At 73.3% G+C, this 21978-nt stretch carries 23 protein-coding genes; 15 read left to right on the forward strand and 8 right to left on the reverse strand.

Annotated features, from left to right (window positions below):
* Positions 1–30: 30 nt before the first annotated feature.
* Together ABD437_RS16920 and ABD437_RS16925 are read right to left on the reverse strand one after the other, a co-directional pair.
* Positions 31–2166, reverse strand: coding sequence for a mannosyltransferase YkcB-related protein (locus tag ABD437_RS16920; RefSeq protein WP_344649802.1), 2136 nt, complete (start codon positions 2164–2166; stop codon positions 31–33).
* Entirely contained in the window at positions 2166–3407 is a 1242-nt protein-coding gene (locus tag ABD437_RS16925) for a bifunctional glycosyltransferase family 2/GtrA family protein (RefSeq protein WP_344649803.1), read from the reverse strand. The genes ABD437_RS16920 and ABD437_RS16925 overlap by 1 nt, the downstream gene beginning before the upstream one ends.
* A 109-nt stretch (positions 3408–3516) precedes the next feature.
* On the opposite strand from ABD437_RS16925, the gene ABD437_RS16930 reads away from it, so the two are divergent.
* The 4 genes from ABD437_RS16930 to ABD437_RS16945 are packed head-to-tail and all read left to right on the forward strand — an operon-like array spanning position 3517 to position 6105.
* A complete protein-coding gene (locus ABD437_RS16930; protein ID WP_344649804.1) occupies positions 3517–4401 on the forward strand; it encodes an ABC transporter ATP-binding protein in 885 nt (294 codons plus the stop codon).
* Entirely contained in the window at positions 4398–5081 is a 684-nt protein-coding gene (locus ABD437_RS16935; protein WP_344649805.1) for a hypothetical protein, read from the forward strand. The genes ABD437_RS16930 and ABD437_RS16935 overlap by 4 nt, the downstream gene beginning before the upstream one ends.
* Positions 5078–5719, forward strand: a complete 642-nt coding sequence (locus tag ABD437_RS16940; RefSeq protein WP_344649806.1) for a hypothetical protein — start codon at positions 5078–5080, stop codon at positions 5717–5719. The genes ABD437_RS16935 and ABD437_RS16940 overlap by 4 nt, the downstream gene beginning before the upstream one ends.
* On the forward strand, positions 5716–6105 hold the full coding sequence (locus tag ABD437_RS16945) for a GntR family transcriptional regulator (protein ID WP_344649807.1): 390 nt from the start codon (positions 5716–5718) through the stop codon (positions 6103–6105). Before ABD437_RS16940 ends, ABD437_RS16945 begins: the two co-directional genes overlap by 4 nt.
* A 63-nt stretch (positions 6106–6168) precedes the next feature.
* Here the strand turns inward: ABD437_RS16945 and ABD437_RS16950 are convergent, their stop codons facing one another.
* Both ABD437_RS16950 and ABD437_RS16955 read right to left on the reverse strand, forming a co-directional pair.
* Positions 6169–7110 (reverse strand): peptidoglycan-binding domain-containing protein, encoded by a 942-nt coding sequence (locus ABD437_RS16950; protein ID WP_344649808.1) that lies wholly within the window; start codon positions 7108–7110, stop codon positions 6169–6171.
* Positions 7107–7700 carry a hypothetical protein gene (locus ABD437_RS16955; RefSeq protein ID WP_344649809.1) on the reverse strand — a complete coding sequence of 198 codons (594 nt, stop codon included), beginning with the start codon at positions 7698–7700 and terminating at the stop codon, positions 7107–7109. Before ABD437_RS16955 ends, ABD437_RS16950 begins: the two co-directional genes overlap by 4 nt.
* 172 nt (positions 7701–7872) lie before the next feature.
* Between ABD437_RS16955 and ABD437_RS16960 the strand changes: the two genes are divergently transcribed.
* Together ABD437_RS16960 and ABD437_RS16965 are read left to right on the forward strand one after the other, a co-directional pair.
* On the forward strand, positions 7873–8535 hold the full coding sequence (locus ABD437_RS16960) for a response regulator transcription factor (RefSeq protein ID WP_344649810.1): 663 nt from the start codon (positions 7873–7875) through the stop codon (positions 8533–8535).
* A complete protein-coding gene (locus tag ABD437_RS16965; RefSeq protein WP_344649811.1) occupies positions 8528–10531 on the forward strand; it encodes a sensor histidine kinase in 2004 nt (667 codons plus the stop codon). The genes ABD437_RS16960 and ABD437_RS16965 overlap by 8 nt, the downstream gene beginning before the upstream one ends.
* 5 nt (positions 10532–10536) lie before the next feature.
* Here ABD437_RS16965 and ABD437_RS16970 read toward each other — a convergent pair whose 3' ends face one another.
* Together ABD437_RS16970 and lexA are read right to left on the reverse strand one after the other, a co-directional pair.
* Complete coding sequence (locus ABD437_RS16970) at positions 10537–11526, reverse strand: LLM class flavin-dependent oxidoreductase (protein WP_344649812.1); 990 nt, start codon at positions 11524–11526, stop codon at positions 10537–10539.
* A gap of 96 nt (positions 11527–11622) precedes the next feature.
* Positions 11623–12225 (reverse strand): transcriptional repressor LexA, encoded by a 603-nt coding sequence (lexA, locus tag ABD437_RS16975; RefSeq protein WP_344649813.1) that lies wholly within the window; start codon positions 12223–12225, stop codon positions 11623–11625.
* Positions 12226–12290: 65 nt separating this feature from the next.
* Between lexA and ABD437_RS16980 the strand changes: the two genes are divergently transcribed.
* Positions 12291–12887: a hypothetical protein gene (locus ABD437_RS16980; protein ID WP_344649814.1), complete on the forward strand. Its 597-nt coding sequence runs from the start codon at positions 12291–12293 to the stop codon at positions 12885–12887.
* On the opposite strand, the gene ABD437_RS16985 is transcribed toward ABD437_RS16980, so the two are convergent.
* The gene (locus ABD437_RS16985; protein ID WP_344649815.1) at positions 12865–13389 is read right to left on the reverse strand and encodes a MazG-like family protein; all 525 of its coding nucleotides are present in this window, start codon (positions 13387–13389) and stop codon (positions 12865–12867) included. The genes ABD437_RS16980 and ABD437_RS16985 overlap by 23 nt on opposite strands.
* Before the next feature lie 105 nt (positions 13390–13494).
* Here ABD437_RS16985 and ABD437_RS16990 point away from each other — a divergent pair, with 105 nt between their 5' ends.
* The 5 genes from ABD437_RS16990 to ABD437_RS17010 all read left to right on the forward strand — a co-directional run bounded on the left by ABD437_RS16990 (position 13495) and on the right by ABD437_RS17010 (position 16708).
* A complete protein-coding gene (locus ABD437_RS16990; protein ID WP_344649816.1) occupies positions 13495–14664 on the forward strand; it encodes a lipase family protein in 1170 nt (389 codons plus the stop codon).
* A 63-nt stretch (positions 14665–14727) separates the two neighbouring features.
* Positions 14728–15483 carry a phosphotransferase gene (locus ABD437_RS16995; RefSeq protein WP_344649817.1) on the forward strand — a complete coding sequence of 252 codons (756 nt, stop codon included), beginning with the start codon at positions 14728–14730 and terminating at the stop codon, positions 15481–15483.
* Between the two features lie 150 nt (positions 15484–15633).
* Entirely contained in the window at positions 15634–15861 is a 228-nt protein-coding gene (locus ABD437_RS17000; protein ID WP_344649818.1) for a hypothetical protein, read from the forward strand.
* Between the two features lie 69 nt (positions 15862–15930).
* Positions 15931–16443, forward strand: a complete 513-nt coding sequence (locus ABD437_RS17005; RefSeq protein WP_344649819.1) for a GNAT family N-acetyltransferase — start codon at positions 15931–15933, stop codon at positions 16441–16443.
* A gap of 28 nt (positions 16444–16471) precedes the next feature.
* The gene (locus ABD437_RS17010) at positions 16472–16708 is read left to right on the forward strand and encodes a hypothetical protein (protein ID WP_344649820.1); all 237 of its coding nucleotides are present in this window, start codon (positions 16472–16474) and stop codon (positions 16706–16708) included.
* Here ABD437_RS17010 and ABD437_RS17015 read toward each other — a convergent pair.
* Positions 16702–19428, reverse strand: a complete 2727-nt coding sequence (locus ABD437_RS17015) for an ATP-binding protein (RefSeq protein ID WP_344649821.1) — start codon at positions 19426–19428, stop codon at positions 16702–16704. The genes ABD437_RS17010 and ABD437_RS17015 overlap by 7 nt on opposite strands.
* A gap of 127 nt (positions 19429–19555) precedes the next feature.
* Between ABD437_RS17015 and ABD437_RS17020 the strand changes: the two genes are divergently transcribed.
* From ABD437_RS17020 to ABD437_RS17030, 3 genes are read left to right on the forward strand one after another with little or no spacing between them, the layout of a single operon-like run.
* On the forward strand, positions 19556–20272 hold the full coding sequence (locus ABD437_RS17020) for an alpha/beta fold hydrolase (protein ID WP_344649822.1): 717 nt from the start codon (positions 19556–19558) through the stop codon (positions 20270–20272).
* A gap of 26 nt (positions 20273–20298) precedes the next feature.
* Complete coding sequence (locus ABD437_RS17025) at positions 20299–21273, forward strand: alpha/beta hydrolase (protein WP_344649823.1); 975 nt, start codon at positions 20299–20301, stop codon at positions 21271–21273.
* A complete protein-coding gene (locus tag ABD437_RS17030) occupies positions 21270–21968 on the forward strand; it encodes an alpha/beta fold hydrolase (protein WP_344649824.1) in 699 nt (232 codons plus the stop codon). Before ABD437_RS17025 ends, ABD437_RS17030 begins: the two co-directional genes overlap by 4 nt.
* Positions 21969–21978 lie beyond the last annotated feature (10 nt).

Consider the following 21978-nt stretch of genomic DNA (forward strand, 5'->3'; position numbering starts at 1 on the left):
GCGAGCGCGCCACCGGGCCAGTGCGGTCGGTCACGACTCGGTGGTTCCGGAGTTCGAGCCGGTCAGGTCGTAGACGGTGACACCGCCGACGGTCGTCGCGGTGAAGTTCTCCTCCACCCACTGCGTGATCTGCGACGACGTCCCCTCGGAGCGGTTACCCCCGAACCCGCCGCCGGCGGCGACGAAGTAGTGGATCTTTCCCTCGCTCACGTACTGCTGGAAGGCGGCGAGCGTCGGGGTGGGGTCGGTGCCGTTGAAGCCGCCGATCGCCATCACCGGGTCGCCGGTGGCCAGCTGGTAGCCCGACGCCGCGTTCGACCCGACGGTCGCGGCGACCCAGGTGTACGTCGAGGCGTCCGCGTCGAGCAGCGCGGTGAGCTCGGCGCTCGGCGTGCTGCCGTTGAGGAGGTTGCCGCCGCCGCGGTTGCCGCCCATCGCGAACCGGTTCCCACCGGGCATCTGCTGGTTGCCGGTGCCGCCCGGGAACTGCTGGTTCCCGTTTCCGCCCATGAACTGCTGGTTCCCGTTCCCGCCCGGGAACTGCTGGTTTCCGGTCCCGCCCGGTAGTTGACCCGGCTGGCCGCCGGGGAGGGCGCCGCGGTTGCCCATGCCGCCGGGCCCGCCGCCCTGGCGTCCGCCGAAGCCGCCGGGACCACTGGACGGGCCCGCGCTCGGGATCGCCCCCGAGTGCGGCTGCGACGCGGTCTGCACCGCGTAGGCGGCGGGACCCGCGACGCCGAGCAGCAGCGCGGCCGCCGCCATCGCGATCGCCACCCGGCGCGCGAGCCGGGGCGTGAACGCGAGGCCGGCCGCGACGCCCAGCCCGCCGACCAGCACCACCCACCGCAGCCACGGCTGCCAGTCGGCCCGGCCGAGCAGCACGAACGCCCAGATCACGGTCGCGGCCATCGCGACCGCGAGCACGGCCCTGGCGGCGTCCTCGCCGCGCAGCGTCCACACCGACACCGCGCCGATGCCGACCACCGCGCCGATCGCCGGTGCCAGCGCCACCGTGTAGTACGGGTGGATGATGCCCTGCATGAAGCTGAAGACCAGCCCGGTGACCACCAGCCAGCCGCCCCAGAGCAGCACGGCCGCCCGGGTCCGGTCGGTGCGCGGCGCCTTCGCCGTGAACCCGAGCACCGCCACCAGCAGGATCAGCGCCGCCGGGATCAGCCAGCTCGCCTGGGTGCCGAACTCGGAGTTGAACAGGCGCAGGAGGCCGGTCTCGCCCCAGGAGCCGGCGCCGCCACCGCCGGCCGTGACGCTGCCGGCCTCGTCGCCGGAGAGCCGGCCCAGGCCGTTGTAGCCCAGCACCAGGTCGAGCACGCTGTTGGTCTGCGAACCCCCGATGTAGGGGCGGCTCGACGCCGGCCACAGCTCGACGATCAGCACCCACCAGCCGGCCGCGACGACCAGGGCCGCGAACGCCACCGCGAGCTGGAACAGCCGCCGCCGCACCGACGTCGGCGCGACCACCAGGTACACGATCGCCAGCACCGGCACGACGACGAACGCCTGCAGCATCTTGGTGAGGAAGCCGAACCCGATCAGCACACCGGCCAGCGCGAGCCACCGGGTGCCGGCCCGCACCGCGGCGGCCTCGATCGCGCGCATCGTCGCGTAGACGGCGCCGATCAGCAGCAGCACGAGCAGGGCGTCGGGGTTGTTGAACCGGAACATCAGCGCGGCGACCGGCGTCAGCGCCAGCACCGCACCGGCGATCAGCCCGGCGACCGGCCCCGACCAGCGACGAACGGCCAGGTACAGCAGGCCGACGCCGGCCACGCCCTCGAGGGCCTGGGGCACCAGGATGCTCCAGGAGTTGACGCCGAAGAGGCGAGCCGAGATCTCCATGACCCACAGCGCGGCGGGGGTCTTGTCGACCGTGATGAAGTTGGCCGCGTCCGAGGAGCCGAAGAAGAAGGCCTTCCAGCTCTCGGTGCCGGCCTGCACCGCGGCGGAGTAGAAGCTGTTGGCCCACCCGGACGAGCCCAGGTCCCAGAGGTACAGCGCGGCGGTGCCGGCCAGCAGCGCCAGCAGCGCCGGGCGGATCCAGCGCGGGTCCTCGTCCCGGCCGCGCAGCAGCCGGGCGAACCGGCCCCGCGGCCGCGGGGCGGCGGGTTCGGCGAGTGCGGGCCGTGGCCCGGAGGTCAGAGCGGTCATCACGGTTCCCGGATCGGAGTCGTGCGCCGGGGGTGGAAGACCCAGGCGCGGAACAGGAGGAAGCGGAGGATCGTCGCGGCGAGGTTCGCGCAGATCAGGACGGCCAGTTCGACGCCGCGCCCGGGAGCGGCGGTCACCGCGTGCAGCACCGAGAGCGCGCCGGTCGTCAGCACCAGGCCGAGCCCGAACACGAGCAGCCCTTCGACGTGCTGCCGCCCGCGCCGCCCGGCGCCCCGGACGCCGAACGTGAGCCGCCGGTTCGCGGCGGTGTTGGCGACCGCGGTGACCAGCAGCGCGAGCAGGTTCGCGGTGAACGCCCCCACGACTCCGCGCAGCAGCACGTAGAGCACCAGGTAGGCGAGCGTGCTCGCCACTCCGATCCCGCCGAACCGGAGCAGCTGACGCACCAGCCGCGACTCGACGCCGGGAGCGATCTCGGGTGACTTCATCGAGGCCCGCACGGTGTGCAGCGGCAACGCGCCGGTGGCCAGCCCCCGCCCGAGGCGCCAGACGCCCTTGAGGTCGGCGACGGCCGTGGCCACGATGTCCACCCGGCTGTCCGGGTCGTCGACCCAGTCCACCGGCACCTCGTGGATCCGCAGCCCCGCGCGCTCGGCCAGCACCAGCATCTCGGTGTCGAAGAACCAGCCGGTGTCCTCGACCAGCGGGAGCAGGCGCGACGCCACGTCGCGCCGGATCGCCTTGAACCCGCACTGCGCGTCGGAGAAGCCCGCCTGCAGCGTGCCGCGCAGGATCAGGTTGTAGCAGCGCGAGATCACCTCGCGTTTGGCGCCGCGCACCACCCGGGAGGCCCGCGACAGCCGGGTGCCGATCGCCAGGTCCGAGTGGCCCGAGATCAGCGGCGCGACCAGCGGCAACAGCGCCGCCAGATCGGTCGACAGGTCGACGTCCATGTAGGCCAGGATCGGCGCGTCCGAGGCCGACCAGACGGCCTTGAGCGCGCGTCCGCGGCCCTTCTCCGGCAGGTGCGTCACCGCGACGCCGGACAGCTGCCCGGACAGCCAGTGCGCGATCGCGTAGGTGTTGTCGGTGCTCGCGTTGTCGGCGACGGTGATCCGGAACGGGTAGGGGAACGTCGCGGTCAGGTGGGAGTGAAGGCGCCGCACCGAGCCCTCGATGTCGTGCTCTTCGTTGTAGACCGGGATCACCACGTCGAGCACGGCTCGACCGGCCTTGGCGGCGACTTGTACCGCGTCTTCATCGAGGGTCGTGATCGTCATGCTCCGACGATCGACCGCGGACCTGTCGAGGAAATGGGGACGAGCTGGGCTCTCGCTGTGAACCTAACTACTAATGTGCTAGTACTTTAGTAGACACGAAGGAGGTCGCATGACGGCGACGGTGGAGGCGACGGGGCTCGGCAAGCGGTACGGGTTCCGTCGTTGGGGTTTACGCGACTGTTCGTTCGCGGTCCCGCCCGGAAGCGTGGTCGCGCTCGTCGGCGCGAACGGCTCCGGCAAGTCGACGCTGCTGCGCCTGGTCGCCGGGTTGACCCGGCCCAGCGAGGGCGTCGTCCGGGTCGGGGGAGCGGTACCCGGCCGCGCGCGTGACCGGATCGCGTACGTCGGCCAGACCAAACCGCTCTACGACGGGTTCACCGTCGCGGAGATGGTGCGCTTCGGTGCGGCGACGAACCCCGGGTTCGACCGGCGCGGCACCACCGAGCGCCTCCGCGGCCTCGGCGTGCCGCTCGACCGGAGCGTCGGCCGCATCTCCGGCGGGCAGCGCACCCAGGTCGCGATCGCGCTCGCGCTCGGCAAACGCGCCGACGTGGTCCTGCTCGACGAGCCGATGGCCGACCTGGACCCGCTGGCCCGCCCGGCGCTGCTCGGCGAGCTGATGGCCACCGTGGAGGAACGGGGCTGCACGGTGATCCTCTCCTCGCACGTGCTCACCGAGCTGACCGACGTCTGCGACTCGCTGCTGCTCACCAACGAGGGGTCGCTCCAGGTCTCCGGGAAGATCGACGACCTGGTCGGCGGCCACCGGCTGCTGGTCGGGCCGGCCGAGGTGTACGCCGGGGGCGACCGGGTCGGCGCGAACCCGGTCGTCTCGGCGCGGACGACCGAGCGGCAGGCCACCGTGCTGGTGCGGTGGCTCGCCGAACCGGTCGACCCGCGGTGGGCCGTGCACGAGGTGACGCTGTCCGACGTCGTCCTCGGCTACCTGCGCAGCCCCGCGGCGTCCTCGGCTCCCGAGCTGGTGGCGGTATGAGCGCCTTCGCGACCCTGACCTGGCTCAACCTGCGCCAGTTGCGGGGCCCGGCCGTGCTGTCGGTGCTGCTGGTGGCCGCGTACGCCGCGGTGGTCACCGGCCCGCTCCGGCTGGCCTCGTGGTTCCTGGCCACGGCCGATTTCGGGCAGCCGGCCACCGTCGTCCCGCTGTTGTTCGGCGCCGGTGTCGCCGCGCCGATGCTCGCCCGCGAGCAGCAGCGCCGCACGATCGACCTGGCCTACACCCAGTCGGTGCGCCGGTCGACCTGGCTGGTGGCCCGGATCCTGCCCGTGCCGGTCCTCGCGGTGGCCACCGCGCTCGGCGTGCGCGAGGCGTTCCGGCTCCCACCGGGCAGCTACCTCATGAACACGGTCTTTCTCGGCAACGGCCCGATCCGGATCGGGTTCGTGCTGTTCACCGTCGCCCTGGGGTTCTGCGCGGGCGCGGTGCTCGGCCGGACGCTGCCGGCGATGGCCGCCACGGTCGTGGGTTTCCTGCTGATCTGGTTCACGCCGGCGGTGCCGGCGATCGTCCACCTGTTCGTGCCGGAGGAGAACACCGTCGTCGGGGTCCTGACGCCCCGGGGCGTGTTCGTCTACGCACTGGTCCTGTACGTGTTCGCCGCGGTCCTGCTCGCGGTGACGTTCGCCTGGATGACCCGGAAGGTGCCGCGCTCATGATCTGGGTGACCTGGCGTCAGCAGCGCACGCTCCTGGCCACCGCCGTCGCCGTCGCCGCCGGGATGGCGCTGATCGGGCTGCTGGAGCACCAGGGCCTGGTGGGCCACCTCGGCACCGGCAGCACGTCGCGGGTGTTCGCGACGTTCCTTCCGGCCGCGCTCGGCGTGTTCTGGGGTGCGCCCCTGCTGGCGCGCCCGCTGGAGAACCACACCGCCGACCTGTTCTGGCCGCTGGCCCGCCTGCGCTGGCTCGCGTTCTCGTTGCTGACGCTCTGCGCGGCGACGCTGGGCGTCGCGCTCGTCGTGCGCGCGGTCGTGGCGTGGGTCCTGGAAGGACGGTTCAACGCCCACTACCGGTACGACGTCGTGTCGGTGGCCGCGCTCGGCTTCGCGGTGTTCGCGGTCACGCTCGGCGCGTTCGTCGGCGCGGTGATCGGGCGGGTCGAGCCGGCGATGCTGGTCACGCTGCTGGTGTACGCGTTCGTCCGGTTCGTGGGCGGCCAGGTGCGCGACGGCGACGGGGCGTGGGGGCGCTGGCAGGAGGTCCGCTGGGCCGAGTTCGGCTGGTACGGCGCCGCGGCTCTGCTGCTGATCGCCGGGACGTTCGTCGTCGTCGCACGGAGGGGAACCTCGTCGTGATCGAGTTCCGGCTGGACCGGACCTCCGGCGTCACCACCTACCTGCAGCTGGTGCAGCAGGTGAAGGACGCGCTGCGGTTGGGCGTGCTCTCGGCCGGCGACCAGCTGCCCACCGCGCGCGCGGTGGTCGCCGCGCTGGCCATCAACCCGAACACCGTCCACAAGGCCTACCGCGAGCTCGAGCGCGACGGCCTGGTGGAGTCCCGGCAGGGGCAGGGCACGTTCGTGACCCGATCGTTGGCGTCGCCGGCGCTGGACGCCCATCCCGCGCTCCGCGAGTCGTTGCGTGAGTGGCTGGTCGCGGCGAGGGCGGCGGGCCTGGACCGGGAGGCGGTCAACGCACTGTTCACCACGGCGACCCGCGAGGTGTTCAGCGAGGTGGCCTGAACCGGTGCCCGCGCGGCACCCGGAGCGGGTCGAGGACCGCTCCGGGCGCCGCGGACGACCCGGTCAGGCGCCGCACTCCCGGCCGCTGACCGGTGCCGCCGTCCGCGGTGACCACACCGGTTCCCCGGGTGCGGGCCCGACCCGGACCTCCAGGCATTCGTCGCGTCGGGCGGCGGCCTCGATCGCCACGGCGGCCTCGTTGATCACCACGCTGCCCGCGGCCCGGCACACGACGGTGGCGATCCGGGCGGTGACCTCGTGGCAGATCAGGGCGCTGAGCACCCCCACCGCCTGGCCGCGCGCGAACCCGTCGTCCGGGATCAGCGCGGCGATCGTCCGCGTGGTGGTGCGGCCGACCACGACCCGGCAGCCGCGTCCGTCGCAGCTCGTGCGCGCACCGGCCGGGCCGTCGGCCGCGTCCAGGGCGTGCCGTGTCCGCTCGCCGGCGAAACCCACCGCCGGCAGGCCGCGCAGCCGCTGGAACGTGGTGACGGCGGTCATCGCGGTGGCGTCGAACGTGCCGCCGTGGCCGGCCGGAACACCGTGGGCGGCCAGCCGGGTCCGCAGCACGTCGACGCAGGCGCCGGTGGAGGCTCCGGCGGTCGCCCGTGGGCCGCGCAGCGTGAAGCAGTCGCGGCCCAGCCGCCAGGCGCCCGGGTCGCGGGGGAGGTCGGCCAGCGCGTCGAGGGTGCCCTGATCGAGCATCCCGGTCGCCGGTCGCCCCTGCTGCCGCTGGAACGTCCGGACGTACTCCGCGGTGCGGTCGAAGTAGCCACCGGTGACGTCGATCGTGGCTCCGCGCAGACGGAGCACGCGTTGCAGCCGACGGACGCACGCGGGCCGGCGATCGCCGCGCTTCATCGGCCCGCACTCGGTCAGCCCGCCGGTGTCCCGCCGCGCGTCCGCGGAGGACTCCGCGCCGCCGGACGGATCCGCACCACGGTCGACGACGAGGGCCAGCGCGCTGAGCACGACGAGGATCGAGAGGACAGCGCGCAGCGTCATGCCGTGCGCTTCCGCGACGCCGCGACCCCGGCGTGGAACGCGCCGGCCAGCCCGAGCAGCAGCAGGTTGGTGACGAGGTCGGCCAGGTTCACCCGCAGGGTGTGCTCCGGCCCCTGGAAGAAGCCGGTGACGAACGTCCCGGCCGCGTACACCAGCGGTGCCCACCGCCGCGGGCTACCGGCCAGCCGCCGGTTGCGGGCGATGAGGATCGCGCCGCCGAGCGCGCCCACCGCGGCGGTGATGCCGCCGATCGGCAGCAGGACGGTGTCCTGGTTCCCGACGGCCAACGAGTGCACGCCCCCGGCGAGCAGGACGGTCAGGCCCAGCGCCCACAGCGCGAGGAACCCCCGGCCGGCCGCGCCCGGGCCGGCCTCGCGCACGACGAACAGCGCCAGGACGAGCACGAGCAGCCCGGCCAGCGCGGCCGCCCCGACGGCGTTGGCCGCGTACCAGAGGCCGGTACCGCTCGGCGGGTCGCTCAGCGAGAACGCCCACGACACCGTGAACAGGACGGCGCCCAGCGGGCCGATCGGTGCGGCGGCGGACACGAACGGCCCGACGTCGGTGGTGTCGTTCGAAACGTCAGTCATGGCAGTCACCTCACGTGAGGGAATTCGACGTGCCGATCGTGTGGTTCCGCCCTTCCCGGACGCCTGAGGCGGCCCTCCCGCGGGCCCTCCCGACGATCCGGGAACTTCTTCCCGGCGCGAGGGCACGTTCGACGGACGCCGCGTCGCCGGCGCGCCGCCGATAATCCAGGGCATGACCGGTGCGGAGGCGTCGAGCCCGATCACGGTGGTCCTCGCGGACGACCATCTGGTCGTGCGCCGCGGGCTCGCGGCTCTCCTGCAGACGCTGCCCGGTATCAGCGTCGTCGGTGAGGCCGACAACGGCCGCGACGTGCTCGCCGAGGTCGCCCACCAGCGGCCCGACGTGGTGGTGATGGACCTGCGGATGCCGGTGCTGGACGGGGTCGAGGCGACCCGCGCGATCGTGCGCGGTCACCCCGGAACGGCCGTGCTCGTGCTGACGATGTTCAGTGAGGACACCCAGGTGGCGGCGGCCCTGCGCGCCGGTGCGCGCGGCTACCTGCTCAAGACCGCGACGCAGTCCGAGATCGAGCACGCGATCCGGGCGGTCGCCGCGGGCCAGGTGATCCTCTCCGGCGACGTCGCCGGCGGCGTGCTCCGGGCCGGGGCCGACGAGCAGGCGCCGGGCCCGTTCGGTCGACTCTCCGCGCGCGAGCGGCAGGTGCTCGACCTGCTCGCCGGTGGAGCGAGCAACGCGTCGATCGCCGGTGCGCTGTACCTGTCGCAGAAGACGGTCGCCAACCACCTGTCGTCGGTCTACCAGAAGCTGGGGGTGGCCTCCCGCAGCGAGGCGATCGTGCTGGCTCGCGACGCCGGTCTGGGCAACCGTGGCTGACCTCCGGGGCCATCGGGTCGGCGCCGCGGCGTCCGGTCTGGCCGGGCTCGCGCTCACCGCCGGGACGCTGGTCGCGGCCGGGGCGTCCGGGGTGGGATGGACCGCGTTCGTGCAGATGTACGCGCTCACCAACCTCGTCATCGGGCTGAGCTTCCTGGTGCCCGGCGTCGCCATCGGCTGGCACGTCCGTGGCAACCGGGTCGGGGCGCTGCTGGTGGTCAGCGGTCTCGGCGCGCTCAGTTCCGCGTGCGCGGTGGTGCTCGCGTACTACGCGCTCGGCCACGACTGGCCCGAACCGGTGATCCGGACGCTCGTCACGGTGTTCATCGGCGCGTGGCAGCTCGGTCTCATCTTCCTGTTCAACTTGGCGGTGCTGCTCTTCCCCACGGATCGGTTGCCGTCGCCGCGCTGGCGCGTCGTCGTGGTGCTGGTGGTCGTCGAAGGGCTCTACCAGATCGTCACCGGGATCCTGTCGGACGCGCCGGTGCACGACGACCCGAGGGCGACGTCGATCCTCTCGGTCGGTCTGCGCGTCGAGGGCACCCGCCTCAACGACGTGCTGGGGTGGCTCGGCATCGTGCTCACGCTGCTGCTCCCGGTGAGCCTGGTGGTCCGCTACCGGCGCGGAACCGAGCAGGTCAAACGCCAGATCCTGTGGCTGCTGCTGGCGCTGCTGGTGTTCTTCGGGATCAACGCGCAGCGGTACCTGGGCGGCGACGGCGCGATCCTGCTGCTGCTCAGCTTCGTGGTGATCCCGGTGGGCATCGGCATCGCGATCGTGCGGTACGAGCTGTTCGACATCCGGTTCGTGGTGTCGCGTGCGTTGGCCTACACCGCGACCGGTGCCGTGATCGTCGCCGTCTACGTGGCGCTCGTCGCGTCGCTGTCCCCGGTCGTCGGCGAGGGCGTGCCGGTCGGCGCGGCGCTCGTCGTCGCGTTCGCCTTCAACCCGATCCGCCTCCGGGCGCGGACGCTGCTCGACCACGCGTTCTACGGTGGACGCAGCGACCCGGCCCGGACCGCCCGGCGCGTCGCGGCGCGGCTGCAGCAGTCCGACGAGCTGACCGACGTCCTCGAGCGGGCCCGGGAGGCGCTGCGTCTACCGTGGATGGCGTTGCACCGGGCCGGCCCCGACGGAGCGCGGCTCGCCGAGGCGGGCACCCGGACGGCCGGCCCGACGGCGCGGATCGGGCTCGACTACCGCGGGAGCACCGTCGGCGACCTGCACCTGCGGTTACGCAGCGGCGAGACGGCGTTGCACGAGGCCGACCGCAACGTGCTGGAGCTGATCTGCACGCCGCTGGCGATCGCACTGCACGCGCTCGCACTCTCCGAACAGGTCCGGCAGGCGCGGATCGCCACCGTCGAGGCGGGCGCGGTCGAACGGGTCCGGCTGCAGCACGAACTCCACGACGAACTGGGGCCGACGCTGACCAGCATCGCGTTCCGCGTCGACGCGGCCGCGAACACGCTGGCCCGCGACGCCGACGCCGCCGGGGTGCTGATGCGCGAGATCGGCACCGACCTGCGCGACGCGATCGACGGGGTCCGGCGGATCGTCTACGGTCTGCGCCCGATCGAGCTCGAGGATCTGGGGCTCGTCGGCGCCATCCGCCAGCGCGTCACCGCGGTGACGGCCGAGGGGCAGCAGGCGGTCGCGATCGAGCTGCGCGCTCCCGACCACCCGCTCGACCTGTCGCCCGGGGTGGAGCTGGCCGCCTACCGGATCGTCATGGAGAGCATCACCAACGTTCTGCGTCACTCCGGCGGCGGTCGCTGCACGGTCGTCATCGCGGCCGGCGACGGGCTCGAGCTGACGATCACCGACGACGGCGACCCGCCGCCGGAGTGGCACCCGGGCCTGGGCCTGCGGTCACTGCGTGACCGGGCCGAGGAGCTGGGCGGCACCGCCGAGATCGGGCCCGTGCCCGGCGGCTGGGCCGTCACCGCGCGCCTGCCCCGCGGACACCGGGACCCGGTCCACTCCGGAGGCTGAGCCGGTCAGGCCGGGACCTGGCTCATCACCTCGGCGGTCAGCGCCACCGAGCGCAGGCGTCCCTCCACGGTGGGGGCCTGGTGCGCGGTGATCAGCTCGTCGGCGTCGGCCTCGGCCTTGAAGTTCTCCAGGTACGTGCGGACGTCGCCGGGCGTGCCGATCGCGGCGTAGGTCATCATCGCGTCGAGTTGCTGGCCGGCGCCGGAGGCCAGCAGGGCGTCGGTCTCGGCCTCGGTGAGGTTGCGGCCGCGGCCGAAGAGCAGGCGCGCGCGGGAACGGCGGGTGACCTCGTGCTGGGCCCTGGCGTCCTCCTCGGTGTCGGCGGCGAGCACGTTCACCCCGGCGATGACGTGGGGCTGCGCGAGCTGCTCGGAGGGCTGGAACTTCTCCCGGTAGATGCGCACCGCCTGGGTGAGGGCCTGCGGCGCGAAGTGGGACGCGAACGCGTACGGCAGGCCGAGCGCGGCGGCGAGCTGCGCGCCGAACAGCGAGGAGCCGAGGATGTACAGCGGCACGTCCGAGCCCTTGCCCGGGAACGCGTTGACGCCCGGCACGCGGGTGTTCCCGGTGAGGTAACCCTGCAGCTCCTGGACGTCCTGCGGGAACGACTCGGCCGACTGCGGGTCGCGGCGCAGCGCGTACATCGTGTTCTGGTCGGAGCCGGGGGCGCGGCCCAGGCCCAGGTCGATGCGGCCGGGGTACATCGCGGCCAGCGTGCCGAACTGCTCGGCGATCGTCAGCGGTGAGTGGTTGGGCAGCATGATGCCGCCGGCGCCGAGCCGGATGCGGCTGGTCTTCGCCCCGACGTGCGAGATCAGGACACTCGTGGCCGACGACATGATCGCGGCCATGTTGTGGTGCTCGGCGTACCAGACCCGCTGGTAGCCGTGCTCCTCCGCGGTCTGCGCCAGCGCGACGCTCGCCGCGATCGCGCTGGAGGCGGACTCGCCCGCGCCGACCGGCGCGAGATCGAGGATCGAGAGCGGCATGGGCATGGCGGGCGCCTTCCGGGACGGTGAGCGGAGACTGTCTCCGTTTACACCGTAGCCCGCGCTCCGCCGGACCGCCGGTGCGGCTCGGTGCGGGATGGCTCAGCGCAGGCTGCGCAGGATGCTCACGACGCGGCCGAGGATCGTCGCGTGATCGGCGTCGATCGGGGCGTAGTGGGGGTTCTTGGGCAGGAGCCGGACGTGGCCGTCCTCGACGTTAAGGACCTTCACCGTCGCTTCGCCGTCGAGCATCGCGGCCACGATGTCGCCGGTCTCGGCCGTGGGCTGGCGACGCACGACGACGATGTCGCCGTCGCAGATCGCGGCCTCGATCATCGAGTCGCCGCGTACCCGCAGCGCGAAGAACTCGCCGTGGCCGACCAGGCTCGCCGGCAGCGGCAGCGCCTCCTCGAAGTTCTCGTCCGCGGTGATCGGCGAGCCCGCGGCGATCGCGCCGATCAGCGGCACCAGCGTCGTGCCCGCCCCCGCGTCGCGGGCGTCGACGGCCCGGGCGGCGCGGCTGTCGCGGCTGATCAGGCCGAGTTCCTCGAGGGCGCGCAGGTGGTGGGCGACCGAGGAGGTCGAGCGCAGGCCGACCGCGGTGCCGATCTCGCGGATGCTCGGCGGATAGCCCTGTCGCGGCACCGTCCGGCGGACGAAACTGAGGATCTGCTGCCGGATCGGCGTGAGTTCGGGCGGTGCCATACACCAACCCTACGACATTTTTTCGATCACATGTACTAATGCCTGGTGGTGCCACGCTAGGAGGTATGGGGATGCGAACCCGGGCGGTGGTGCTCGTCGTCGCGATCGTCGTGGGTGTGGTGGGGTGCTCCGCGGACGAGCCCGCGCCCCGGGCCACTCCCGGCCGGTCGGCCGGTGCGGCGTCGTTCGTGGCGCCGGCGCTGGCGTTGCCCCGGGTCGCGCCCGGGGCCCCGTGCCCGCTCACGAAGTCCCGGGCCTGGTCGGGGCCGGGGCAGGCGGTGCGGGTGCTCGGCGAGGGGCCGCTCTACCCGATCGCGGACTACTTCGGCGAGGGCGGCGCCACGCTCGAACTGCGTCCCGACGACAAACAGCCGGACGGCACCTACGGGGAGAAGGTGCGCTGGCTCAGCGTCGGCTACACCGGTCCGGTGCTCATCCGCGGTGGCCGGATCGACGGGACAGGCCGGGCCGGCGCCCGCTTCCTCTACTGGGGCGAGCCGCGGGACGGCGGCTGGTTCGCCGTGCTCCCGGACGAGGAGGGCCTCGAGTACGTCGACCTGCCGGGCGCGACGACGGTCAGCGGCCCCGGCTGCTACGCGCTCCAGGTCGACGGTACGAACTTCAGCCGGACGATCGTGTTCAACGCGGTTCCGAGCCGCTGAACCGCGCCCGGACCGCGGCGGCTCGGCGGGCCAGGACGGTGTCCGGGTCGAAGCCGAGCTGAGCGATCGTCGTCCGGGCCGCGGCGACCACGTCCGCGAGGCGCGCGGCGGTGTCCCCAGTTTCCCCAGTTTCCCCGTTGTCCCCGTTGTCCGACCGGGTGGACGCGGCCCGCCCGACCGCCGCGGTCAGCCCGAGCAACGCCCCGGCGACGTCCCCGGCCTCCGCGACGTCCGGAGCGGTCGGAGGGCCGGGCTCGGGCAGGCTGAGCGAGGCCGTCGTCGCGGCCAGCACGACGTCGGCCAGTTCGTCGGCCACGTCGGCCGGGGTGTGCGTGCGGCCCTTGCGGGGGTTCTGGCCGGTCACGCCGATCCAGGCCGCCCACGCCTCGCCCAGTTCCTCGGCGACTTTGCCGACCCGCACCGACACCTCGCCGGGCGACCGCCCGTTGTGCGCGTCGAGCCAGGCGACGGCGGCGTGGGCCGCGGCGGTGACATCGTCCATCGCGGCGGCATGTTACTCGTCAGTAGTGAGATCCGCAATTTCTTCTATCTCTCGTTTTGCCGCCTTATCGTCCCGTCACCCCTGACGAACTCGATGAGGAGTTCCATGAAACGTCTACTCGCCACGCTCCTCCTGGCCGTCGTCGCCGCCGTGACGCCGACGGCACCCGCGAGCGCCGCGCCCCCACCGCAGGGCCCGGCCGGCGACGCGTTCTACACCCCGCCGTCCCCGCTGCCCGCCGGGGCCGACGGCGACGTCATCTGGTGGCGGCAACTCCCCGACAACCTCATCAACCGGGGCTACCTGCTGCTCTACCGCTCACGCAGTGCGACCGGCGCCCCGATCGCGGTCTCCGGCCGGGTGCTCGTCCCGAAACTGGCGTGGAGGGGGCCGGGTCCGCGCCCGATCGTCTCGGTGGCGAGCGGCACCCGCGGCATCGGTGACGGCTGCGCACCGTCGAAGTTCCAGCCCGACTACGAGAAGCCCCTGCTCATCGACGCGATGCTGCGCCGCGGCTGGGCCGTCGCGATCACCGACTACGAGGGCCTCGGGACGCCCGGCACCCACCCGTACGTGGTCGGGCGGTCCGAGGGGCGCGGCGTGATCGACGCCGTCCGGGCCTCGACGCGCCTGCCGGCCAGCGGGCTCACCGGCGGCGGGCCGGTCGCGTTCTCGGGCTACTCGCAGGGCGGCGGCGGCGCGGCCTGGGCCGGCGAACTGGCCCCGGGCTACGCGCCCGAGCTGAACGTCGTCGCGATCGCCGCCGGCGGAACCCCCGCGGACCTGGACGCGGTCGCGACGTCCCTCGACGGCGGCATCGGCTTCGGGTTCGAGCTGCTCGCGGCGCTCGGCCTGGACGCCGCCTACCCGGAGCTCAACCTGCCCGCGTACCTGAACGACCGCGGCCGGGCGCTCTACCAGAACCAGCGTGACGCCTGCGTCGACCAGGTGCTCGGCTACGCCTTCCAGCACATCGCCGACTACACGACGACGAACCCGCTGGCCACCGCCGCGTGGCAGGCGCGGCTCACCGAGAACAAGCTCGGGTCGACGCCGCCGCGCGCACCGGTGTTCCTGTTCCACGGCACGCACGACGAGATCATCCCGCTGACACAGGCCCGGACGCTGCGCGCCCAGTACTGCGCGGCCGGCGTGAACGTGCGGTGGGCGACGTTCGTCGGCGAACACGTCAGCACGCTGATCACGTCGGTGCCGTCCGTGCTCGCCTTCCTCGGTGACCGTTTCGCCGGCCGACCCGCCACCGGCAACTGCTGATCCCGACGCGACGAGCGGCGGCGTCACACCCGAGGCCGCGCTCGTGTGTGTCAGGATTCGGGGGTGGGCAGTGAGGGTGAGGTGCCGCTGGGCGGGCGGGTGACCGCGGGGGTCGTGCGGGTCGGTGACACGGTGCGTCGGCCGGTCGGTCCGTGGTCCGATGCCGTGGACGGGGTGCTCCGGCACCTGGAGCGGGTCGGGTTCCGTGGCGCGCCGCGCCTGCTCGGGCGGGACGAGCGGAACCGGCAGGTGCTTGAGTACGTGCCGGGTGAGCTCGGGAGCCCGGCCGGCACGTACCCGGACGCCGAGCTCCGGCAGATCGGGGCGTTCCTCGCCGACTTCCACCGCGCGGTGGCGGGCTACGTCGCACCGGAGGGCGCGGTCTGGAACCGGGTCATCCCGCCCGACCGCGACGAACTGTTGTGCCACCACGACGTCGCTCCGTGGAACCTGGTCCGCTCGCCGCGCGGGTGGGTGCTCATCGACTGGGACACCGCGGCGCCGGGGTCGCGGCTCTGGGAACTGGCGTACGCCGCCCAGACCATGGCCGGTCTCGGCCCGGGCCGGCCCGCCGACCGGGCCGCCGAACGCCTGGCCCTGGTGGTCGACGGGTACGGCCTGGACGACGCCGACCGGCCCGCGCTGGCCCGGATGCTGGGCCGCCGGGCGCGAGCCATGTACGACCTGCTGCGCGACGGCGCCGCCCGCGGCGAGCAGCCCTGGGCCCGCATCTGGACCGAGGACGGTTCCCACTGGCGGACGACCGCCGACCACCTCGACCAGCACGTCGACCTCTGGACCCGAGCCCTGACCCGCTGATCACAGCGGCCGATCGGTCAGGCACGGGCCGGAGAACCTCAGGACTGCCTCAGATGGCCACATCGGACGGTGTGGCCGTGCTTCGCTGGTGCGCGAAAGCCGATAACCAGTGGGAACCGCCACAAGCGGAACACCGTGTAGGAGGCAACGATGAAGCGATGGATCGCCCGGATCGCTGTTCCGGCGTTGTTACTGGGTGGAGCGATGAGCATCGCGCCGCCGGCGGCGTCGGCCGCGCAGTGGGTGTACGGCGGGACGTACTCGACGCAGTCGCAGTGCAAGTCCATCGGCGCCAGCCGCGTCCGGAGCGGCCAGTACGAGACGTACCGGTGTGAGCGCGACGAGCCGTTCTGGACGCTGCGCGGCTTCGTGAACTGATCGGATCTCCCCGCCGGGTGTGAGCTTCTCGCACCCGGCGGGTGGCCGCGCGTACGTCATCATCACGGGGTGACGAATCGAACGACGGTCGTCGTGCGGGACGCCGAGGCGCGGGACTGGGCCGGGATCTGGCCGATCATCACCGAGGTGGCGCGGGCCGGCGAGACGTTCGCGATGGAGTCCACCCCGGACGAGGCGACGATGCGGGCGCAGTGGATGACCCCGCCGCCGGGCCGGATCGTCGTGGCGTGCGGTGCCGACGGTGCCGTCCTCGGCACGGCGAACATGTACGCCAACCGGCCGGCCCAGGGATCGCACGTCGCCTCGGGCAGCATCATGGTGGCCGCCGGAGCACGGGGCCGCGGGGTGGGGCGCGCGTTGGTGCGCGAGATGATCCGCTGGGCCCAGGGCTCGGGTTACGCCGGCATCCAGTTCAACGCGGTCGTCGAGACGAACACCGCGGCCGTCCGGCTCTACGAGTCCGAGGGGTTCGTCCTCATCGGGACGGTTCCCGGCGCGTTCGCGCATCCCGGGCGCGGTCGCGTCGGGCTGCATATCTTGTGGCGGCCGCTCGCGGATTGAACGCGGGGGAATGGGCACGCCCACCGGTATGCCTCTCAACGCGCAACCGCCGGGTCGGCGGGGCACCGTCGGTCATCCCTACACCCCACTGACCCTGCGGCTCGTGCTCGCCGCGTTCGGGCTCGTGCTCTGCGCCGGGTTCGCGGTGTTCCTGGTCACCGCGGGGCACGCCGTTCCGGGCGCGGTCTTCGCGCTGTTCGCGGCGGTGGCGGCCGTCGATCTGGTGGTCATCGGGCTCCGTCGGCGGGCGGCCCGCCGTCAGTGACGCCGCAGGGCACCGAGAGCCGCCCCCAGCTCGGTGCGTGAGTTGATCTCCAGCTTCCGGTACACCGCGTACAGGTGGGCGCCGACCGTGCGCGGCGACAGGAACAGCCGCTCGGCGATCTCGCGGTTGGTCAGCCCGTCGGCGGCGAGCGTCGCGATGCGCTCTTCCTGCGGGGTGAGCGCGGAGCCGGGCCGCGGTGCGGTGCCGGGGCTCTCCTCACCCGCCGCGCGGAGCTCGGCGCGTGCGGTGTCGGCCCAGCCGGTGGCGCCGATCCGGTCGAACGCGTCGCGGGCGGTGCGCAGGTGCCGCCGGGCCTCGCTCACCGTGCGCCGGCGGCGGAGCTGTTCGCCGTGGAGCAGGCCGGCCCGCGCCCGCCAGTACGGGAGCACGTTGTGTTCCGGGGAGATCGCCTGTTCGAAGGCCTCATCGGTGCCGGCGACCGCGGCACGGGCGAACACGAGCATCGACGCGTACACCGGCGACTCGGCCAGCCCGGTCCGCCCGGCGATCCGGTCGATCGCCGCCGCGGCCTCGTCGTGGCGCCCGATGCGCACGGCCACGTCGACGAAGTGCGGGAACGCTTCGCGGTCGCCCCACGACCAGTGCCGGATCGGGCTGTCCGGGTCGAGCACCCGGCGCAGGTGCTCGAACGCACGCTCGAAGCGGCCCCGTTTCGCCTCGGCGACCCCGTCCACGATCGCGCCGATGGCCTGGAACGGGTTGTAGTCCAGCGCGAACGCGGTGTCCGGGTAGCGTTCGCCGACCGTGGCCGACCGCACGTCCTCGCCGAAGTGGGCGCGGATGAGCAGGTTCTGGGCCTGGACGGACATCGCCAGGAACGGCTCGCCGACCTCCTCGGCCAGGCGCTGGGATTCGTCCACGGTCTCGATCGCCCGGCGGCCGTCCCCGGCGTGGAAGTGCTGGGACGCGACCGTCTGCAGGAACATCGCCAGCGCCGCCAGCTGACCGGTGCGCCGTAGGTCGTCCTCGGCGGCGCGGGTGAAGTCACGCACCCGCGCGAACGCGCCGGCGTGGTCGTAGGCCAGGGCCAGCAGGCGGGCTCCCTCGGGTTCGGCTTCGCCCGGGGTCATGGCGTCGATGCGGGCCCGGACGATCGCCGAGTTCGCCCCCGGCGTGCCGAACGCCATCAGCCACAGCAGCCGGGGGTCGTCGGGCGCGGCGCCGTACGTCGTCACCCGTTCGATCATCCGGCTCCAGGCCGGGCCCTCCGGCGTCGAGCCCCAGTAGTGGAACGCCATCGTCACCAGGACGTTGATCGCCTGGTCGGCGTGGCCGGCGGCGAACATCTCGTCGGCGATCGTGATCGCGGTGGCCGGTTCGCCGCGTTGCAGCGCGCCGCCGGGCAGGAGTTCCTGCAGCCAGGCGACCCTGGCCAGCAGGCTCCGGTCGGCGGTCCGGCGGGTGACCTGCTCCACCAGCGCCCGGCTCTCGGCGACGCGGCCGGCCTCCAACGCCGCCTCGGCCGCCAGACACGTGCGGCGGGCCTGGTCGTGGGCGCCGGGGCTGAGTTCGGCCGCCCGGGCGTAGGCGGCCATCGCGGTGCGCGGGTCACCGGACTGCCGGGACCGGCCGCCACCGTTCTCCAGGTGCTGGGCCAGCTCCTCGTCGGGTTCGGCGGCGGTCACCGCGAGGTGCCAGATCTGCCGGTCGGTGCCCGGCGGCAGGATCGCGGCCACGGCCCGGTGCGCGCTCGCCCGTTCCTGGACGCCGGCGCTCTGCAGGACGGCGCTGCGCACCAGGGGGTGGCGGAAACGCAGGTTCCCGCTCTCGCGCCGCAGCAGCCCGTACTCCACCAGCGCGGCGACCGCCGGCGCGTCGACGGCCCGGCCCGACAGCCGGCCCGCGGCGGCGACGAGTTCGCTCTGCCGGGCGTCGGCACTGACCGCGGCGACGAGAACGAGCGCGCGCTCGACGTCGCCCAAGGCATGGAGACGGCGGGCGAACGCGTCCTCGAGGCGGCGGCTCAGCGGGGCGCCGACGTCCGGCTCGAAGTCACCGCGGCGGGCGGCCGCCCCGAGCTCGATGAGCGCGAGCGGGTTGCCCAGCGCGTGGTCGAGCACCCGGTTCCGCAGGGGCTCGGCCAGCTCCGGGGCGTGCTCGGCGAGCAGCTGCCTGGCGTCGTCGCCGGCGAGCGGGTTCAGGTGCAGGGTGCGGGCGTCGCCGAAGGTCAGGCTCTCGTCACCGCCGGGGCGGGTGGTCACCAGCAGCGCCACCGGGTCGGCGGCGATGCGCCGGGCCACGAAGCCCAGGACCGTGCGTGTCGACCGGTCGACCCAGTGCAGGTCCTCGACGACGAGCAGCAGCCCGGCGCCGGTGGTGCGTTCGGAGAGCAGCGTCAGCGTCGCGAGGCTGATCAGGAACACGCTCGGCGGCGGCCCCTCGCGCTCCCCGAACGCGATCCGCAGCGCGTCACGCTGCGGCGCCGGCAGCTGCTCGACGCGGTCACGCAGCACGTGGACGAGCTGGTGGAGGGTGGCCCAGGGCAGGTCGGCCTCGGTCTCGACGCCGGACATCCGCAGGACGGTGAGACCGCGCCAGCGGGCCTGGTCGACGGCGGCGTCGGCCAGCGCGGTCTTGCCGACGCCGGGTTCACCGTCGACGAGCAGGACCGCGCCCTGGTCGGAGACGCCGGTGAGGAGCTCCCGGACGGCCGCCGTCTCGTCGGTACGACCGATCAGGCGGGAGCTCGGTTCGGTCACCCGGTCATCTTGGCATCCGTCTAGGTCGGTACCGGAACCGATCTAGGTCACGGCGACCGAAGCGACGGCCCCCGCGGATTCCTAGCGTTCGAGGAGCACTCCGGCCCGTCCCCAAGGAGCCTCGCTGATGTCTTCCCGACCCACCGTCGTGCTGGTCCACGGCGCCTTCGCCGACGCGGCCAGCTGGGCGCCGGTGACCCGCATCCTGCTCGACGCGGGGTACGCCGTCCGGGTTCCGCCGGTGCTCAACCGCAGTCTCGCCGACGACGCCGCCTACGTCCGCTCGTTCGTCGAGCAGATCGACGGGCCGGTGCTGCTCGCCGGGCACTCCTACGGCGGCGCCGTGATCACCGTCGCCGGCGTGGCCGAGAACGTGGTCGGCCTCGTCTACGTCTCCGGGTACGCGCTGGAGGAGGGCGAGAGCCTCGGCCGGCTCCAGGGCGGTTTCCCCGACTCCGAGCTGGCCGCGAACCTCGTCTACACCACGTACCCGAGCGGCGGCTCCGAGCCGGGCACCGACGTCTCGGTGCGTATCGACGCGTTCCCGGCCGTCTTCGCGGCCGGCGTCGACGTGCGCACTGCCGAGGTACTCGCGGTCTCCCAGCGGCCGCTCTCCGCGGTCGCGTTCGGCGAGCCGGCGTCCGCGGCCGCCTGGAAGACCAAGCCGGCCTGGGGCATCGTCTCCACCGCCGACCACACGATCAACCCGGACGTCGAGCGCTTCGGCTACCGGCGCGCGGCGCTGCGCGCGGTGGTGGAGATCGACGGCCCGCACCTGGTCATGCAGAGCCACCCCGAGCAGGTCGCGACGGTCATCACGGACGCGATCACCGCACTGGCCTGACCTCACCCCGGAAGGAACCTCCCCTCATGGCCGGCAACCCCAACGGCATCTCACTCGAACCCGCGGCCCAGGCGTTCGTCGACGCGACCGCCGAGCCGCCGTTCCTCTACGACCTGGGCCCGGTCGAGGGCCGCAAGGCGGTCGACGGCGTCCAGGACACCGAGATCGACAAGCCCGAGATCGACGACGAATGGATCACCGTCGACGGCGGGCCGACCGGCTCGGTGAAGACACGCATCGTCCGGCCGAAGGGCGCGACCGGGCCGCTCCCGGTCGTCGTCTACACCCACGGCGCCGGCTGGGTCTTCGGCGACGCCCACACCCACGACCGGCTCGTGCGTGACCTGGCGGTCGGCGTCGACGCGGCCGTGGTCTTCCCGGAGTACGACCGTGCGCCCGAGGCGCGGTACCCGGTGGCCAACGAGCAGTCCTACGCGGTGGCGGCCTGGGTCGCGCGGCACGGGGCCGAGCACGGGCTGGACCCCGGCCGGATCGCGATCGCCGGTGACTCGGTCGGCGGCAACATGGCGATCGCGCTGACGCTGATGGCCAAGGAGCGCGGCGACGTCACGTTCGCCGGGCAGGTGCTGTTCTACCCGGTCACCGACGCCGCGTTCGACACGAAGTCCTACCACGAGTACGCGGACGGCTACTTCCTCTCCCGCACCGGCATGCAGTGGTTCTGGGACCAGTACACGACCAGCGCGGAGGACCGGGCCCGGATCACCGCGTCCCCGCTGCGCGCCACCCCCGAGCAGCTGCGTGGCCTGCCGCCGGCGCTGATCATCAACGCGCAGGCCGACGTGCTGCACGACGACGGCGCCGGGTACGCCGACAAGCTCCGCGCCGCCGAGGTGCCGGTGACCCACGTCACCTACTCGGCAATAATTCACGACTTCGTGATGGTTAACGCGATGCACGACACGAACGCGGCGAAGGCGGCGGTCGCGCAAGCCGTCGCGTTCCTCCGCAACGCACTCACCACGGATGGGAAATCATGAGCAAACCCACGATCGTTCTCGTCCACGGCGCTTTCGCCGAGTCGGCGAGCTGGAACGGCGTCGTCCGGCTGCTCCTCGACGCCGGCTACCCGGCTGTCGCGGTGGCCAACCCGCTGCGCGGCGTCGCCGCCGACGCCGAGTACCTGCGTGCTCTGCTGCCGACGATCGACGGCGATGTGGTGCTGGTGGGCCACTCGTACGGCGGCATGGTGATCTCGAACGCCGCGGTCGGCGCCGCGAACGTCAAGGCGCTGGTGTACGTCGGCGCGTTCGCGCCGGAGGCCGGGGAGAGCGCGGGCGACCTGGCCGGCAAGTTCCCGGGCGGCACGCTGGGTGACACACTGTCGCCGGTGACGCTCTCCGACGGGACCGTCGACCTCTACATCCAGCAGGACAAGTACCACCACCAGTTCGCCGCCGACTCGTCCGCCGCCGACGCGGCGGTGATGGCGGTGACCCAGCGTCCGATCACCGAGGCGGCCCTGGGGGAGGCGTCCGGTGAGCCGGCCTGGAAGACCCTGCCGTCGTGGTTCCTGTTCGGGTCCGAGGACCTGAACATCCCGGTCGAGGCGCACCGGTTCATGGCCGAGCGGGCCGGCTCGCGCCGGACGGTGGAGCTCGCCGGCGGCTCCCACACGGTCGCGATCCCGGAGGCGGCGGCGCTCGTCGAGCTCATCGAGGAAGCGGCCCGGTAGGTCGTCCGCG

Source organism: Cryptosporangium japonicum (genome assembly GCF_039524755.1).
GTDB classification, from domain to species: domain Bacteria; phylum Actinomycetota; class Actinomycetes; order Mycobacteriales; family Cryptosporangiaceae; genus Cryptosporangium; species Cryptosporangium japonicum.